This window comes from Lysinibacillus phoenicis (assembly GCF_047238325.1).
In the GTDB taxonomy this organism is placed as follows: domain Bacteria; phylum Bacillota; class Bacilli; order Bacillales_A; family Planococcaceae; genus Lysinibacillus; species Lysinibacillus irui.
Map to the genome: position 1 here is coordinate 2,542,260 of NZ_JBDFMP010000002.1, position 17,075 is coordinate 2,559,334.

Consider the following 17,075-nt stretch of genomic DNA (forward strand, 5'->3'; position numbering starts at 1 on the left):
TTTATCCCTCAAACTTATAGCCAATTCCCCACAGCGTTTTTATATAATGAGGATTAGACGGATCATCTTCAATTTTTTCGCGAAGTCTTCTTATATGTACATTAATAATATTTTCATCACCGTAGTAAGTATCTTTCCATATTGTCTGATAAATTTGCTCCTTAGTAAAAACTCGCTGGCGATTTGTTACAAGCAATTTTAAAATGGCAAATTCCTTAGATGTTAGTTTCACTTCTTGCCCATCTTTATCTACAGAAAAGTTAATCATATTTATCGTTAAATTATCGATCACTACTACATCTTGTTTGTTATCCACTTGACTAGAATATTTGGTTGCTCGTCTAATAACGGCTTTTACGCGAGCAGAAAACTCTAGCATAGAAAATGGTTTAGCAATATAATCATCTGCACCTAAGCCTAACCCTAAAGCTTTATCTACATCACTATCCTTTGCTGACATAATGATGATAGGAAGCGCTGCTTGTTCTCGAATTATTTTTAGTACTTCTAATCCATTAAGTTTAGGAATCATAATATCTAAGATAACTAAATCAAATGAATGGTTTAAACAATACTGTAATGCCTCTTCTCCATTCTTTGCAGTTGTAACACCGAAGCCTTCCAATAGTAAAAAGTTTTCTACCATTTCACGAATAGCCTCATCATCTTCAACTAGTAAAATATGTTTTTGCATTTTCATGCACCTCTTCCTAACTAAAAAGCCATTAGTATGACTTTCCACATCTATAGTATATTACCATATATATGATATAGATTAAGAAATAAATTTAACGCCCAAATATAAAAAAGCCGTCCTATCAACCGTCATACAACGGTATACAGAACAGCTTTTCTATTTAATCCTCCACTTTTAAATCACACTCATTAAGTGGAAGCATTTTTGTTTTATGTTTAATTTTATAGCCTAACCATAATAGTAAGAAAAATGGAATTCCAATATAAGAAACTAGAATACCGTACCAATCGATTTTGTCTCCTGTAAAGGCTGTGTAATTTTGTCCAATGACCACAATCATACAAACTGTAAAGGCGAATAGTGGTCCGAATGGATACAATTTTGCTTTATAAGGTAATAGCTTTGGATCTAAGCCCTGTGCGTCGAATGCACGACGGAAACGATAATGACTAAATGCAATGCCAAGCCATGCAATAAAGCCAGACATTCCAGAGGCATTTAATAGCCAGATATACACCACACCGTCACCGAAAAATGACGCTAAAAATGCTAAACAGCCTACAGCTAATGTTGCTAGTAGCGCGTAAATTGGAATACCACGGCGACTAAGCTTTGTAAAGATTTTAGGCGCATGACCATCCACCGCTAATTGCCATAACATACGAGATGATGCATAGAGCCCTGAGTTACCTGCTGATAGCATAGCCGTTAAAATAATAGCGTTCATTAACGACGCAGCAAAGGCGATACCTAAGCGATCAAACACTAATGTAAATGGTGATACTGCAATATCTTCTGATAATAAGCGCTCATCTGTGAAAGGAATCAGCATTCCTATTGCACCAATTGCTAAAATATAGAATAAAAGAATACGCCAGAATACGGATTTTACAGCTTTCGGAATATTTTTACCTGGATCATCAGTTTCACCAGCTGTTATACCTAGAAGCTCTGTTCCTTGGAATGAAAACCCTGCAGCCAGGAAAATACCAAAGGTAGCAAGGAAGCCCCCATGGAATGGCCCATCACTAATAAAGAAATTTGTGAAGCCTACAGGTGCCTGACCACCTAAAATACCAAAAATCATTAATAAACTAATAATAATAAAAACAATGACCGTTGCTACTTTAATCATAGCAAACCAATATTCACTTTCACCATAGCTCTTTACAGAAAGTAAATTAAACGTTAGCACAACAGCAATAAATAATACTGTCCAAAGTGCTGATGAGCTATCTGGGAACCAATATTTCATTATTAAAGACACTGCTGCAATTTCTGCTGCAATCGTAATTGCCCAGTTATACCAATAGTTCCAACCTAAAGCGAAGCCTAGTGCTGGATCTACGAATTTTGTTGCATACGTACTAAATGAACCTGATGATGGCATATAAGCAGCCATCTCTCCTAAGCTCGTCATTAGGAAGTACACCATAACACCAATTAAGGCATAGGCAAGCAATGCGCCTCCTGGCCCTGCTTGTGCAATGGCACCACCACTAGCTAAAAATAGCCCCGTACCAATTGTACCGCCTAAAGAAATCATTGTAATATGACGGCTTTTTAATTCTTTTTTCAGCTTTGGTTCGTTATGACCGAGCTGATTTACTTTTATTTCACTCACGATATAGCTTCCTTCCTATTTATGAGGCAAAAAAATGCCATCACATGAACAATGTGATGGCTAAGTTAATCCTCAGTTTTTCCTAAATGATAGCTCAACACGTTGTACAAACGTGACAGTTCTGTTCCTTTCGGAGACAGCCCCAGCATGAGGTTTTCAAGTCCCCTCACACTTCGGCAATATTTCCTTTCAGCTAATCTCATCAATGCTTGTCATTTCAATTAGCATACTTATAAATATCGCGACCTCTACCTCAATACAAACATGAGGCATATAATTATTAAATTTATGATGATTATTATACTAACATAAGACCATAGACATTTCAACAACACGGAAAATGTTCTGTATTTTATGAATCTTCTACTATTTTTAATAGTGTGATAAAGTGTTATAGTAGTTCAATTAGAATGGTTAATAACAGGGGGGAGTTATTTTGACTACAAATGATCATTCCGCTAGTTATCCAAGTAAAAAAATTAGCTGGAAAGGAACAACATTACTTTTAGTCTTTGGGGTTATTTTTATTGCCTCTACATTACGAATGCCATTAACTGTTGTTGGTCCAATCATATCCTTTATCCGTGATGATCTTGGTATCTCTAATGTATTAGCAGGCTTTCTAACAACTATTCCATTGCTTGCTTTTGCCATCATATCGCCTTTTGCACCTATCGTAGCACGTAAACTAGGGCTTGAGCTTACTTTATTTTTATCCACTATTCTATTGGCCTTAGGGATAGTTCTACGCTCACTTGGAACAACAGGATTACTTATATTTGGTACTATGCTAATTGGCGTAGCAATATCTTTTGGAAATGTACTCATTCCAGGATTACTAAAATTGAAATTTCCATACCATGTAGGCTTACTGATGGCCTTCTTCACCATGTCCATGAATTTAACTGCTGGCCTTGGCGCAGGTATTAGCTATCCAATAGCTAATTCATCATTAGGCTGGCAAGGGGCTTTGGCCATTGCTCTTGTACTTGTTGTCGTTACGATTTTAATTTGGATACCTCAATTAAAATCAAATAAACCTGAACCAACTACCTCATCTAAAAAGTCAGGTCCACCACTATGGAAATCACCTGTTACGTGGGCCGTCACAGGCGCAATGGGTTTACAGTCTTTATTATTCTACACGACTGCAGCTTGGATTCCAGAAATCTATATTGCCCAAGGATTAGCTCCTGATAAGGCTGGCTGGATGTTTTCTATTATGCAATTCTCTCAAGTTCCAATGGCATTAGCTGTGCCTATTATTGCTAGTAAAATGACTTCACAGCGACCTCTTGTACTGATGTTTACGTCGTTCTATTTAGTAGGCTTTGTTGGTGTTGTAATGGAATGGACAAGCCTTGGAGTACTTTGGATGGTCCTTCTAGGATTAGCAGGTGGTTCTTCATTCGCATTAGCCATGATGTTTTTCACCCTTCGCACCCGTACTGCCTTTGAAGCAGCAGATTTATCAGGCTTTGCACAATCTTTAGGGTATTTATTTGCCGCAATTGGTCCTATTCTTTTTGGCTACTTGCATGATTTATTCGGTGGCTGGGATATTGCTGGCTGGCTTTTTGTAGTTGTGGCAATGGTACTTTTCTTCTGCTCAATGAGAGCTTCTAAAGATGAATATGTCCATTAAATTGGAGCAGATGGGAAATGGCATATGTTTCTCATCTGCTTTTTTATCAACCTATTTATTCAGCTGCTCTAATAACCTTAGCAGTTCCGCAAGACGGTCTGCTGCTTCGTTATTGTGCACTGTAATAGCCGTTAAACTAGGGATAGCCTCTTGTAAGAGTAGATAGCTGAAATAATAATAGCTTAAAAATGCTGTCTGCTCATAGCCCGTCGGCGTTTCTCTTTCCCACTCTTGATCGTCATCCTCTTCATTTTCTGTCCATAAGTAGTTTCTATCTAGCAGCTTCTGCATGGGTTGAACAGTTTGTGTTGGCTCTAAATAATCCACAGTAATCGCCTGAGCAACGGCTAAATAAAGTTCAATTTCTTGTAAGGAGACATCCTCCCTATCTTGGCTACCCAGCTTTTTTAAAAGGATTAACAAAACCCATGGTGTCACCTGCCAAAGTGTACCTTGATGTTCAATTAACTCAGCTAGTTGTCGGTAATTTTCCTCTTCAATCAGCTGCGGAATGGCTGCACCTCTTCCATAAGGTGTGGTCAATTGTTGCCACGGGATATCTGGAATTTGCTGCTCCAACATAGTGGATCACCCTCTTCTTAAAATACAATTAATTGATAAATTTACTGATAGGAAATTGAAGAGTCTTCTATTGTTAATAGCATGGTTTTTGATAAAAATAATTTGGTGTATGATAGACATTTACATAGGGCTTATGGAAAATATGCGTTGTTGCAGGTGAAAGCGGTGGAATTAACCATGTCCAGTTGCCTGTAACTTCCCGTTCAGCCGATAGCTCTGCTTCCTCAAATAATTTAAACTGCTGAGCCGCTGTATGATGATCGACAATGCTTACCCCATCTTCTTTAAAGGAATGGAGAACTGCTATATTAAGCTCCACTAATGCACGATCACGCCAAAGAGAAGCTTGTTTGGTTGTATCAAGATTAAAAATCTCAGCAATAGCTGGTAGCATATTATAGCGGTCATGATCAGCTAAATTACGTGCTCCAATTTCTGTCCCCATATACCAACCATTAAAAGGAGCAGCTTGGTAATCAATGCCTGCCATTCGAAAACGCATACTCGAGATAATGGGTACAGCATACCATTTCATCTCTAATTTTTCTATTTCAGCTTCCTCTGGATGGCGGATTGGCACCTCTAAAATATATTCTGCTGGAATTGTAAACAGCCTTGGAGCTCGCCCATCTACTTGTATAACAAGTGGTAACACATCAAAAGCTGTTCTCTCACTTTTCCAGCCTAGCGTTTCACATACTTGTGTAAACGCAACAGAATGAGAATCACCTATAACACCTAATTCCGTTTCATAGCCCGCATAACGGATAAGTTGGTGATTCCAAATCCGTACTCGATCTGAGGCAAACACGGTTATTGTAGGGCGGATTTTCCCACTATTTGTTGCATACTCGATATGCTCTAGTAATTTTCGAAAAATATCCTCTTCGTCTAAAAGATCTCGTGCGTCTACTACATGCAATGACTGCCAAAACAAGCGTCCAATACATTTGTTACTATTACGCCATGCGACACGTGCTCCAAAAACTAGTTCCTCTGTTGTGGGGTAATATTCACCTTCACTCTTAATCTCTTGCAATCTATTCTCTAACCAAAGATCTGATTTATTTTGTTCTTTCTGATATTGACTTAAGAATTGCTCTATCTCCTGTATACTCATATCGATTCCTCCACTTATCCTCATATTAGAGCAACGATACGGCAAGCACCATGAAAATAGCTGTTGAAAAAACATACATATTGCATATATGAAATAGTTTGTTCAAATTTATTAGTGGGTGAAACATGTGATTGATAAATGGAACAGGACCTTGAAATGAGCTAAAGCATTTATACTGTCCTATGTTCACCATAAAAAAGCTACAGAACCTTTTAATGGTTTTATAGTCTTGGTTGAACATCTACATATAGAAAAAAGCATGTAACACACATCTGTGCTACATGCTTGATGACCCGTACGGGATTCGAACCCGTGTTACCGCCGTGAAAGGGCGGTGTCTTAACCACTTGACCAACGGGCCGTGGCTCCGAAGGCAGGACTCGAACCTGCGACAACCTGATTAACAGTCAGGTGCTACTACCAACTGAGCTACTTCGGAATAATGATGGGCCTAAATGGACTCGAACCATCGACCTCACGCTTATCAGGCGTGCGCTCTAACCAGCTGAGCTATAGGCCCATTTTGGAGCGGGTGATGAGAATCGAACTCACGACATCAGCTTGGAAGGCTGAGGTTTTACCATTAAACTACACCCGCAAATAATGGTGGGTCAGGACGGAATCGAACCGCCGACACTTAGAGCTTCAATCTAATGCTCTACCAACTGAGCTACTGACCCGAAATGGAGGAGGTAGAGGGATTCGAACCCCCGCGCGGTGTTACCCGCCTGTCGGTTTTCAAGACCGATCCCTTCAGCCAGACTTGGGTATACCTCCAAAAATATTGAAATGGTGGAGCCTAGCGGGATCGAACCGCTGACCTCCTGCGTGCAAGGCAGGCGCTCTCCCAGCTGAGCTAAGGCCCCATTTAAATAAAAGATGGTCGGAATGACAGGATTCGAACCTACGACCCCTTGGTCCCAAACCAAGTGCTCTACCAAGCTGAGCTACATTCCGTAAAATACATTTATTGGCGCGCCCGACAGGAGTCGAACCCATAACCTTCTGATCCGTAGTCAGACGCTCTATCCAATTGAGCTACGGGCGCTTAGTAAATAAAAATGATGAGCCATGAAGGACTCGAACCTTCGACCCTCTGATTAAAAGTCAGATGCTCTACCAACTGAGCTAATGGCTCGTTAAAGAAAAAAATGGCTGGGGTACTAGGATTCGAACCTAGGCATGACGGAATCAAAATCCGTTGCCTTACCGCTTGGCTATACCCCAATGTTGAAATGGGGCGACTGATGGGAATCGAACCCACGAATGTCGGAACCACAATCCGATGCGTTAACCACTTCGCCACAATCGCCACTATATAAATCATAACAGCTGTATATGAACGAGTACCTCAATACCTGGCAGGGGCAGTAGGAATCGAACCCACACCAAAGGTTTTGGAGACCTCTATTCTACCGTTGAACTATGCCCCTAAAATGGTGGAGGGGGACGGATTCGAACCGCCGAACCCTAAGGAGCGGATTTACAGTCCGCCGCGTTTAGCCACTTCGCTACCCCTCCAAGGGAATGGTGCCGGCGATAGGAGTCGAACCCACGACCTACTGATTACAAGTCAGTTGCTCTACCAACTGAGCTACACCGGCAAAAATAATGGCGGTCCCGACCGGGATCGAACCGGCGATCTCCTGCGTGACAGGCAGGCATGTTAACCGCTACACCACGGGACCATATGGTGGAGGATGACGGGCTCGAACCGCCGACCCCCTGCTTGTAAGGCAGGTGCTCTCCCAGCTGAGCTAATCCTCCACAAAAAATAAGCGAAGCGACGTCCTACTCTCACAGGGGGAAGCCCCCAACTACCATCGGCGCTAAAGAGCTTAACTTCCGTGTTCGGTATGGGAACGGGTGTGGCCTCTTTGCCATCATCACTTCACTTATTCAGTTGAAAGGTTATTCTTTCAAAACTAGATAAACGTACATTGAATGCTTCAAACAATTTGGTTAAGTCCTCGATCGATTAGTATTCGTCAGCTCCATGTGTCACCACACTTCCACCTCGAACCTATCTACCTCATCGTCTTTGAGGGATCTTACTTACTTGCGTAATGGGAAATCTCATCTTGAGGGGGGCTTCATGCTTAGATGCTTTCAGCACTTATCCCGTCCACACATAGCTACCCAGCGATGCCTTTGGCAAGACAACTGGTACACCAGCGGTGTGTCCATCCCGGTCCTCTCGTACTAAGGACAGCTCCTCTCAAATTTCCTACGCCCACGACGGATAGGGACCGAACTGTCTCACGACGTTCTGAACCCAGCTCGCGTACCGCTTTAATGGGCGAACAGCCCAACCCTTGGGACCGACTACAGCCCCAGGATGCGATGAGCCGACATCGAGGTGCCAAACCTCCCCGTCGATGTGGACTCTTGGGGGAGATAAGCCTGTTATCCCCGGGGTAGCTTTTATCCGTTGAGCGATGGCCCTTCCATGCGGAACCACCGGATCACTAAGCCCGTCTTTCGACCCTGCTCGACTTGTAGGTCTCGCAGTCAAGCTCCCTTGTGCCTTTACACTCTACGAATGATTTCCAACCATTCTGAGGGAACCTTTGGGCGCCTCCGTTACCTTTTAGGAGGCGACCGCCCCAGTCAAACTGTCCGCCTGACACTGTCTCCTGCCCCGCTAAGGGGCATGGGTTAGAATTTCAATACAACCAGGGTAGTATCCCACCGACGCCTCCTTCGAAGCTGGCGCTCCGAGATCTCTGGCTCCTACCTATCCTGTACAAGTTGTACCAAAATTCAATATCAGGCTACAGTAAAGCTCCACGGGGTCTTTCCGTCCTGTCGCGGGTAACCTGCATCTTCACAGGTACTATAATTTCACCGAGTCTCTCGTTGAGACAGTGCCCAGATCGTTACGCCTTTCGTGCGGGTCGGAACTTACCCGACAAGGAATTTCGCTACCTTAGGACCGTTATAGTTACGGCCGCCGTTTACTGGGGCTTCAATTCGCAGCTTCGCTTGCGCTAACCACTCCTCTTAACCTTCCAGCACCGGGCAGGCGTCAGCCCCTATACGTCACCTTACGGTTTTGCAGAGACCTGTGTTTTTGCTAAACAGTCGCCTGGGCCTATTCACTGCGGCTCTCATGCGCTTGCACGCTCAAGAGCACCCCTTCTCCCGAAGTTACGGGGTCATTTTGCCGAGTTCCTTAACGAGAGTTCTCTCGCACACCTTAGGATTCTCTCCTCGACTACCTGTGTCGGTTTGCGGTACGGGCACCTCTCACCTCGATAGAGGCTTTTCTTGGCAGTGTGAAATCAGGAACTTCGTCCATACGGACTCGCCATCACAGCTCAACGTTACAGTGTGCGGATTTGCCTACACACACGCCTTACTGCTTGGACGCGCATAACCAACAGCGCGCTTACCCTATCCTACTGCGTCCCCCCATTTCTCAAACGGTGAGGAGGTGGTACAGGAATATCAACCTGTTGTCCATCGCCTACGCCTGTCGGCCTCGGCTTAGGTCCCGACTAACCCTGAGCGGACGAGCCTTCCTCAGGAAACCTTAGTCATACGGTGGACGGGATTCTCACCCGTCTTTCGCTACTCATACCGGCATTCTCACTTCTAAGCGCTCCACCAGTCCTTCCGGTCTGACTTCAACGCACTTAGAACGCTCTCCTACCACTGACATCGTAGATGTCAATCCACAGCTTCGGTGAATCGTTTAGCCCCGATACATTTTCGGCGCAGCGTCACTCGACCAGTGAGCTATTACGCACTCTTTAAATGATGGCTGCTTCTAAGCCAACATCCTGGTTGTCTGTGCAACGCCACATCCTTTTCCACTTAACGATTACTTTGGGACCTTAGCTGGTGGTCTGGGCTGTTTCCCTTTTGACTACGGATCTTATCACTCGCAGTCTGACTCCCGTGTATAAATATCTGGCATTCGGAGTTTGTCTGAATTCGGTAAACCGGGATGGCCCCCTAGTCCAAACAGTGCTCTACCTCCAGTATTCTCATCACGAGGCTAGCCCTAAAGCTATTTCGGAGAGAACCAGCTATCTCCAAGTTCGATTGGAATTTCTCCGCTACCCACACCTCATCCCCGCACTTTTCAACGTGCGTGGGTTCGGGCCTCCAGTAAGTGTTACCTTACCTTCACCCTGGACATGGGTAGATCACCTGGTTTCGGGTCTACGACCACGTACTATTTCGCCCTATTCAGACTCGCTTTCGCTGCGGCTCCGCCTTCTAAAGCTTAACCTCGCACGTAATCGTAACTCGCCGGTTCATTCTACAAAAGGCACGCTATCACCCATTAACGGGCTCTAACTACTTGTAGGCACACGGTTTCAGGATCTCTTTCACTCCCCTTCCGGGGTGCTTTTCACCTTTCCCTCACGGTACTGGTTCACTATCGGTCACTAGGTAGTATTTAGCCTTGGGAGATGGTCCTCCCGGATTCCGACGGAATTTCACGTGTTCCGCCGTACTCAGGATCCACTCAGGAGAGAACGAACTTTCGACTACAGGGCTTTTACCTGCTCTGGCGGACCTTTCCAAGTCGCTTCATCTAACTCGCTCTTTTGTAACTCCGTATAGAGTGTCCTACAACCCCAAGAGGCAAGCCTCTTGGTTTGGGCTCTTCCCGTTTCGCTCGCCGCTACTCAGGGAATCGATTTTTCTTTCTCTTCCTCCAGGTACTTAGATGTTTCAGTTCCCTGGGTCTGCCTTCAAGACGCTATGTATTCACGTCAAGATACTACGCGATTAAACGTAGTGGGTTCCCCCATTCGGAAATCTCCGGATCAAAGCTCACTTACAGCTCCCCGAAGCATATCGGTGTTAGTGCCGTCCTTCTTCGGCTCCTAGTGCCAAGGCATTCGCCGTGCGCCCTTAATAACTTAACCTACAGCTTTCAATACACATCGCATTTCGTTGTCAGCTTCACTCGTTCAATCAGTCACGTACTGAAGTACGCTCCTTCATTCACTCGATTGCTTCCTAGAACTGCTTGTGTCTTGAAACCTTACTAATGTTATTAAGCCTATAAAAAACTTAAAAAATAAATGTGTTTGTTACAATTTCAATGTCGTTTTATCCAGTTTTCAAAGAACAAGTTTTGAAGTATTTCATTCGGAAGAATGAACCTTCAAAACTGAACGCAAAACGTAATCTTACAAACCCTAGGTTTGTATTCCGAAATAATCCTTAGAAAGGAGGTGATCCAGCCGCACCTTCCGATACGGCTACCTTGTTACGACTTCACCCCAATCATCTATCCCACCTTCGGCGGCTGGCTCCAAAAGGTTACCTCACCGACTTCGGGTGTTACAAACTCTCGTGGTGTGACGGGCGGTGTGTACAAGGCCCGGGAACGTATTCACCGCGGCATGCTGATCCGCGATTACTAGCGATTCCGGCTTCATGTAGGCGAGTTGCAGCCTACAATCCGAACTGAGAACGACTTTATCGGATTAGCTCCCTCTCGCGAGTTGGCAACCGTTTGTATCGTCCATTGTAGCACGTGTGTAGCCCAGGTCATAAGGGGCATGATGATTTGACGTCATCCCCACCTTCCTCCGGTTTGTCACCGGCAGTCACCTTAGAGTGCCCAACTAAATGATGGCAACTAAGATCAAGGGTTGCGCTCGTTGCGGGACTTAACCCAACATCTCACGACACGAGCTGACGACAACCATGCACCACCTGTCACCGTTGCCCCCGAAGGGGAAACTATATCTCTACAGTGGTCAACGGGATGTCAAGACCTGGTAAGGTTCTTCGCGTTGCTTCGAATTAAACCACATGCTCCACCGCTTGTGCGGGCCCCCGTCAATTCCTTTGAGTTTCAGTCTTGCGACCGTACTCCCCAGGCGGAGTGCTTAATGCGTTAGCTGCAGCACTAAGGGGCGGAAACCCCCTAACACTTAGCACTCATCGTTTACGGCGTGGACTACCAGGGTATCTAATCCTGTTTGCTCCCCACGCTTTCGCGCCTCAGCGTCAGTTACAGACCAGAAAGTCGCCTTCGCCACTGGTGTTCCTCCAAATCTCTACGCATTTCACCGCTACACTTGGAATTCCACTTTCCTCTTCTGCACTCAAGTCCCCCAGTTTCCAATGACCCTCCACGGTTGAGCCGTGGGCTTTCACATCAGACTTAAAGGACCGCCTGCGCGCGCTTTACGCCCAATAATTCCGGACAACGCTTGCCACCTACGTATTACCGCGGCTGCTGGCACGTAGTTAGCCGTGGCTTTCTAATAAGGTACCGTCAAGGTACAGCCAGTTACTACTGTACTTGTTCTTCCCTTACAACAGAGTTTTACGATCCGAAAACCTTCTTCACTCACGCGGCGTTGCTCCATCAGGCTTTCGCCCATTGTGGAAGATTCCCTACTGCTGCCTCCCGTAGGAGTCTGGGCCGTGTCTCAGTCCCAGTGTGGCCGATCACCCTCTCAGGTCGGCTACGCATCGTCGCCTTGGTGAGCCGTTACCTCACCAACTAGCTAATGCGCCGCGGGCCCATCTTATAGCGACAGCCGAAACCGTCTTTCAGTGTTTCACCATGAGGTGGAACAGATTATTCGGTATTAGCCCCGGTTTCCCGGAGTTATCCCAAACTATAAGGTAGGTTGCCCACGTGTTACTCACCCGTCCGCCGCTAACGTCAAAGGAGCAAGCTCCTTCTCTGTTCGCTCGACTTGCATGTATTAGGCACGCCGCCAGCGTTCGTCCTGAGCCAGGATCAAACTCTCCATAAAAGAAATTTGATTAGCTCAAATTGTTTTGCTGGCATCAATTTTGATGTCCAAAATTTTGTTTCGTTCACTAGCCAAAACTAGTTACTTAAAACTTTATTGATTACGTTTTGCTTGTTCAGTTTTCAAGGTTCATGTTTTGCTTTATTTTAGCGTGTCACCGTGGCGACTTGTATAATACTACACCCTTATTTTTAAAAGGTCAACACTTTTTCTAAAAAAAAATTAAGTTTTTTCTCAAAGCAGGAAAACTTCCTATATTAATAACATAAAATATTTTGGCTAATAAAGATGTTTTCACTAGCTGTTGTATTTTATTTTAGCATATCCCTCGATAATAATTTAGTAGTTTTTTTTAGAACTATAATCAAAATAATTGAATATTAAAATTGAGTTTTCAACCTAAAGATAGACTAAAAAAAGTTGAGACTTTCTCTATGTTCTTTTTCATTTACATTTATGACGGACGAAACATCAAATCTACTCCACGTGATCAATTAGAAAAGAATCGAGAAGTACTTCTCGATTCCTTTAGATGGATAGCCTGAGATTTTAAAATGGGAAAAAGAATGGGATGGCTACCATCATGACAATGAACATAACAATTTGTAATGGAACCCCTATTCTGACAAAGTCCATAAATTTATAGCCCCCTGCTGTCATTACTAGTGCATTTGTTGGGGAAGCAATTGGTGTAGCAAATGCCATACTTGCGGCTACCGCAACTGCAATCATAAATGTTGTGGGACTTACATCCATTGCAATGGCGGCACTCATGGCAATCGGCGCAAACAATACTGCAGTTGCTGTATTACTAATAAATTGACCAAATACAGCAGTTAAAATATAAACACCTATTAGTACACCATAAGGTCCGAAATCGCCTAGAGCATTGATGATCCCATCAGATAAAATAGACATGCCTCCTGTTTTTTCTAATGCTGTCGCCATTGGCAGCATAGCAGCTACAAGCACAATACTTTCAAAATTCATATTGCTATAGGCATCTTCCATGTTTCTTAAACAACCCGTCAATATCATTAGGACAGCACCAATCATGACCGAGATGACAGCAGGAAAAATTTCGAATGCCATCAAAAAAATCATGAACAACATAATAATACCTGCAATACCAGCTTTGCCTGTAGCCGCTGCTACACTTGCATGTTCCTTAGGCTGACCGACAACCACAACATCCTGGGTCTCTCTTGCTAACAAAAGAATTTCATCCCATGCTCCTTGCACTAATATCGCATCTCCAAATTTCAATTTATGTGAAACCATATCTTGGAGCTTATAGCCACCTCTACGATTAATACCAATGATATTTAAGTTATATTTTTCTCGGAATCCAAGAGAGCTGACCGTTTCATTGATAAAGCTTGAATTAGGTGTGAGCAATACTTCTGCAATACCAAGATGTTTCGATACTAGTTCGTCGGCTTCTCCTTCTACTAATCCTTGCATCTCAAGCTGATAATCCTCAACAAACCGACGAATATCCTCTTCTTCACCTTGAACATATAGCTCGTCTTTTGCATGTATAACACTTGTTGGACCAGCCATTTCTTGATAAGTCATCGGTAATAAGTTAATGCCCTCCTGAGATTTACGATGAATTTTCATCATACAAAGCATATACGTAGCTGGCAGTTTTAATTCTGCTAAAGATGTTTCAATAATAGGTGATTCATCAGGAACAGAGATTTTAAATAGGCGATTATTTAAATCATATTGCTTAATAATTTTCTTAGGTGAAAGTTTATACCCCTCATTTGTCTGAGTTCGATTACGATCCTTTGGTAACAAAATATTACGCACAAGTACTAAGTAAGTTATCCCCGCAATCATCCCGATAATACCAATAGGGGTCACTTCAAAAAAGCCAAGTTTATGATAGCCTCGGTCGACCAATAACTGACTAACGATTAAATTTGTTGGTGATGCAATCAAAGTCATCAGCCCAGAAAGACTTGCTACATATGAAAGTGGTAGAAGAAATTTAGAAGGGCTGACTTTCATACTAATTGCTATACTCACGACTATCGGCATCATTAGTGCTACAGTACCGGTATTACTCATAAAGGCACCGACTGATCCTACAATAATAAGCAGTAACACAAATAGTTTTAGCTCACTATTACCAGACCACTTAAGTAAAAGTTGCCCTGCCATTCCTGCAAGTCCTGTCCGTAAAATTCCTGCACCCACGACAAATAACCCTGCAATCATTAAAACAACAGAGTTAGAAAAACCAGCTAATGCCTCGGCTGGCGTTAAAATATTCGTAATGACAAATGCTAGAAGTGACACAATTGCTACAAGATCTGCCCGTACTTTATTGGTCACAAATGCGAAAATCGTTACTCCTAAAATAAGAAATGTTAATGTAAGTTGCACATCCATGAATTCCTTTCTAACATTAATCATTATAATTATTACCAGCAAAAAGATTGTATGTTATTGCTCTTTTTATTATAGCTTACCTAGAGGAGCATATGATAAAATTCACCATCTTTTCAAAATTAAAAAAGTGTGGCACCTATCCACACTTTTAACCGTACTTTACTATTTTTGATAAAGATGATGTTCTTTAATATAGTCGTAACATGCATTAGGCAAGAGGTATCTTGGTTCTCCCCGCATAGCAAATTCTTCTCGAATATAGGTAGAACTAATTTCCATCGCTAGCCCTTTATCGATTAGATGGAATCTACCATCATCATGATTCCTTAATATAGGAGAACGACTAATCGTGGACAGCATATCAATGCCATGTCTTGCCATTACAATAAATTTATTTTCTGCTACTAATGCGTCGCCTTTTTTCCACAGCCCTGCACCAATATCCACTAATAAATCAGCCCCCATGATAAAATGGACTTCATCATCTGGATGTTTTTCTCTAAAGTATTTCATCGTGTCATATGTGTAGATGTTCCAGCCTTCTTGGTCCATCTCATAGGAATCTGCAATAAAACGATCGTCCTTAGCAATAGCGAGCTGTAGCATATTCCAACGATGAATATCAGCGGTTTTTATCGTTTTATCTTTGCGTTTATTTGAGCATGGCAAAAAGATAACTTTATCTAATTTACAGCGGTGTGCGACCGTACTTGCTGTCCAAAGATGAACATTGGTAATAGGGTCAAAAGATGAACCATAAATACCTATCCTCGCCATTTTATCTACCTCCTGCTGTTTCCTTGTGAGATTTTTTCTTTAATTGTCTGTATGCTTGCCATTTTATTGTCCCAGCAAGCTTGACTTAAATCGACTGGATACTCTTCTGGATTCATTGTTCGTTTGTACTCACACCAGAGCAAACGTAAATTTTCCTTCGCATATGCTTGAATTTCTTGAAGAGTCGGTTCCTCATAAATCACTTTTCCCTTTTCGACAATACTTTCATGTAACTCTTTTGCTGAAAAATTCGTAACAAATTTACTAATATACGTATGAATAGGGTGGAACATTTTTAATCTTTCTTCTTGTTCTATGTTTTCTTCATCTAATGCAATATAGTCCCCTTCAGCATGACCATTCTCATTATTAATAATACGGTAAACACATTTACGCCCTGGTGTAGTTACTTTCTCAGGATTTGCTGAAATTTTAATGGTGTCAACCATTTCTCCCCTCTCATCTTCAATAGAAACCAATTTGTATACTCCACCAAGAGCAGCTTGATCGTAGGCTGTAATTAGCTTTGTTCCGATGCCCCATGCATCGATTCGCGCACCTTGCGATTTTAAATGCATGATTGTATATTCGTCCAAATCATTCGAAGCCATAATTTTAGCTTCTGTAAACCCTGCTTCATCTAGCATTTTTCTTGCCTCTTTTGAAAGGTAGGCTAAATCGCCACTGTCTAAACGAATACCAACAAAATTAATCTGATCTCCAAGCTCCTTTGCCACACGAATAGCATTAGGAACGCCTGAACGTAGCGTGTCATAAGTATCTACTAAGAAAACGCAGTCTTTATGAGCTGCTGCATATTTTTTAAAAGCAGTATACTCATCTCGATAGGTTTGAATCATTGCATGGGCATGAGTTCCTGACACAGGAATACCGAACAATTTCCCCGCTCTCACATTACTTGTTGCAGAAAATCCACCTATATAAGCAGCCCGAGTACCCCAAATTGCAGCATCAAATTCATGTGCACGTCGAGTGCCGAACTCCATAACAATATCCTCACCTGTCACTTGCTTGATACGTGAAGCCTTTGTGGCGATGAGCGTTTGGTAGTTCACAATATTTAACAAAGGGGTTTCGATTAATTGGGCCTCTGCCAATGGTGCTTCAATTCGCAGGATAGGTTCATTGGCGAAGACAAGTTCACCCTCTTTCATTCCCTTTATGCTTCCTGTAAACTTAAGCTCCTGCAGATATTGAAGAAAATCCTCTGGATATTTCCCCTCTTCTCGTAAATATTGAATATCACTTTGGGAAAATCTAAAGTTATTAATAAAATCGATCACTTTTTTCAAACCAGCAAATACCGCATAGCCATTGCCAAATGGAAGTTTTCTAAAATATAGCTCAAAAACAGCTTTTCGTTGTTGAACACCATCTTGCCAATAAGCTTGAACCATATTAATTTGATATAAATCTGTGTGTAACATGAAGCTATCGTCTGCATATTTCATGTTTTCTCCTCC

At 42.8% G+C, this 17,075-nt stretch carries 8 protein-coding genes, 17 tRNA genes, 3 rRNA genes and 1 riboswitch; of the genes, 1 reads left to right on the plus strand and 27 read right to left on the minus strand.

The annotated features are described in order from the left end of the window. Position 1: 1 nt before the first annotated feature. Together ABC382_RS14085 and ABC382_RS14090 are read right to left on the minus strand one after the other, a co-directional pair. Positions 2 to 694: a response regulator transcription factor gene (locus tag ABC382_RS14085; RefSeq protein ID WP_274795278.1), complete on the minus strand. Its 693-nt coding sequence runs from the start codon at positions 692 to 694 to the stop codon at positions 2 to 4. 163 nt (positions 695 to 857) lie between these two features. Continuing rightward, the gene (locus ABC382_RS14090) at positions 858 to 2,321 is read right to left on the minus strand and encodes an amino acid permease (RefSeq protein WP_274795277.1); all 1,464 of its coding nucleotides are present in this window, start codon (positions 2,319 to 2,321) and stop codon (positions 858 to 860) included. An 82-nt stretch (positions 2,322 to 2,403) separates the two neighbouring features. Beyond that, positions 2,404 to 2,580, minus strand: a riboswitch (Lysine riboswitch). Positions 2,581 to 2,757: 177 nt separating this feature from the next. On the opposite strand from ABC382_RS14090, the gene ABC382_RS14095 reads away from it, so the two are divergent. Continuing rightward, positions 2,758 to 3,966, plus strand: a complete 1,209-nt coding sequence (locus ABC382_RS14095; RefSeq protein WP_274795276.1) for a CynX/NimT family MFS transporter — start codon at positions 2,758 to 2,760, stop codon at positions 3,964 to 3,966. Positions 3,967 to 4,017: 51 nt separating this feature from the next. Here the strand turns inward: ABC382_RS14095 and ABC382_RS14100 are convergent, their stop codons facing one another. The 25 genes from ABC382_RS14100 to ABC382_RS14220 form a co-directional block, all read right to left on the minus strand. Beyond that, positions 4,018 to 4,548 (minus strand): TraB/GumN family protein, encoded by a 531-nt coding sequence (locus ABC382_RS14100; RefSeq protein WP_312507499.1) that lies wholly within the window; start codon positions 4,546 to 4,548, stop codon positions 4,018 to 4,020. A gap of 73 nt (positions 4,549 to 4,621) precedes the next feature. Further along, positions 4,622 to 5,668: a nitric oxide synthase oxygenase gene (locus ABC382_RS14105; RefSeq protein WP_341385399.1), complete on the minus strand. Its 1,047-nt coding sequence runs from the start codon at positions 5,666 to 5,668 to the stop codon at positions 4,622 to 4,624. Positions 5,669 to 5,957: 289 nt separating this feature from the next. After that, positions 5,958 to 6,029: transfer RNA gene (locus tag ABC382_RS14110), tRNA-Glu, on the minus strand. Between the two features lies 1 nt (position 6,030). Then, a tRNA-Asn gene (locus ABC382_RS14115) sits at positions 6,031 to 6,107 on the minus strand. Positions 6,108 to 6,114: 7 nt separating this feature from the next. Beyond that, positions 6,115 to 6,188, minus strand: a tRNA-Ile gene (locus ABC382_RS14120). 4 nt (positions 6,189 to 6,192) lie between these two features. After that, positions 6,193 to 6,266, minus strand: a tRNA-Gly gene (locus ABC382_RS14125). A gap of 6 nt (positions 6,267 to 6,272) precedes the next feature. Further along, positions 6,273 to 6,348 (minus strand) — tRNA-Phe (locus ABC382_RS14130). A gap of 4 nt (positions 6,349 to 6,352) precedes the next feature. Then, positions 6,353 to 6,445, minus strand: a tRNA-Ser gene (locus tag ABC382_RS14135). Between the two features lie 13 nt (positions 6,446 to 6,458). Further along, positions 6,459 to 6,534, minus strand: a tRNA-Ala gene (locus ABC382_RS14140). A gap of 14 nt (positions 6,535 to 6,548) precedes the next feature. Continuing rightward, positions 6,549 to 6,625 (minus strand) — tRNA-Pro (locus tag ABC382_RS14145). Between the two features lie 14 nt (positions 6,626 to 6,639). Further along, a tRNA-Arg gene (locus ABC382_RS14150) sits at positions 6,640 to 6,716 on the minus strand. Positions 6,717 to 6,733: 17 nt separating this feature from the next. Then, positions 6,734 to 6,806, minus strand: a tRNA-Lys gene (locus tag ABC382_RS14155). 14 nt (positions 6,807 to 6,820) lie between these two features. Beyond that, a tRNA-Gln gene (locus ABC382_RS14160) sits at positions 6,821 to 6,895 on the minus strand. A gap of 9 nt (positions 6,896 to 6,904) precedes the next feature. Continuing rightward, a tRNA-His gene (locus tag ABC382_RS14165) sits at positions 6,905 to 6,980 on the minus strand. 47 nt (positions 6,981 to 7,027) lie between these two features. After that, a tRNA-Trp gene (locus tag ABC382_RS14170) sits at positions 7,028 to 7,101 on the minus strand. Between the two features lie 4 nt (positions 7,102 to 7,105). After that, positions 7,106 to 7,189, minus strand: a tRNA-Tyr gene (locus tag ABC382_RS14175). A 7-nt stretch (positions 7,190 to 7,196) separates the two neighbouring features. Then, positions 7,197 to 7,272 (minus strand) — tRNA-Thr (locus ABC382_RS14180). 8 nt (positions 7,273 to 7,280) lie between these two features. Further along, positions 7,281 to 7,356, minus strand: a tRNA-Asp gene (locus ABC382_RS14185). Between the two features lie 3 nt (positions 7,357 to 7,359). After that, positions 7,360 to 7,435, minus strand: a tRNA-Val gene (locus tag ABC382_RS14190). An 11-nt stretch (positions 7,436 to 7,446) separates the two neighbouring features. Then, positions 7,447 to 7,562, minus strand: a 5S ribosomal RNA gene (rrf, locus tag ABC382_RS14195). A 64-nt stretch (positions 7,563 to 7,626) separates the two neighbouring features. Continuing rightward, positions 7,627 to 10,554: ribosomal RNA gene (locus ABC382_RS14200) — 23S ribosomal RNA — on the minus strand. Positions 10,555 to 10,859: 305 nt separating this feature from the next. Then, a 16S ribosomal RNA gene (locus tag ABC382_RS14205) occupies positions 10,860 to 12,411 on the minus strand. Together the 16S, 23S and 5S rRNA genes with 17 tRNA genes alongside form the textbook arrangement of a ribosomal RNA operon. A 549-nt stretch (positions 12,412 to 12,960) precedes the next feature. Next, positions 12,961 to 14,814 (minus strand): SLC13 family permease, encoded by a 1,854-nt coding sequence (locus ABC382_RS14210; RefSeq protein ID WP_412926944.1) that lies wholly within the window; start codon positions 14,812 to 14,814, stop codon positions 12,961 to 12,963. Between the two features lie 162 nt (positions 14,815 to 14,976). After that, a complete protein-coding gene (nadD, locus tag ABC382_RS14215; protein WP_274795272.1) occupies positions 14,977 to 15,591 on the minus strand; it encodes a nicotinate-nucleotide adenylyltransferase in 615 nt (204 codons plus the stop codon). A 5-nt stretch (positions 15,592 to 15,596) separates the two neighbouring features. Then, a complete protein-coding gene (locus tag ABC382_RS14220) occupies positions 15,597 to 17,063 on the minus strand; it encodes a nicotinate phosphoribosyltransferase (RefSeq protein ID WP_412926945.1) in 1,467 nt (488 codons plus the stop codon). Positions 17,064 to 17,075 lie beyond the last annotated feature (12 nt).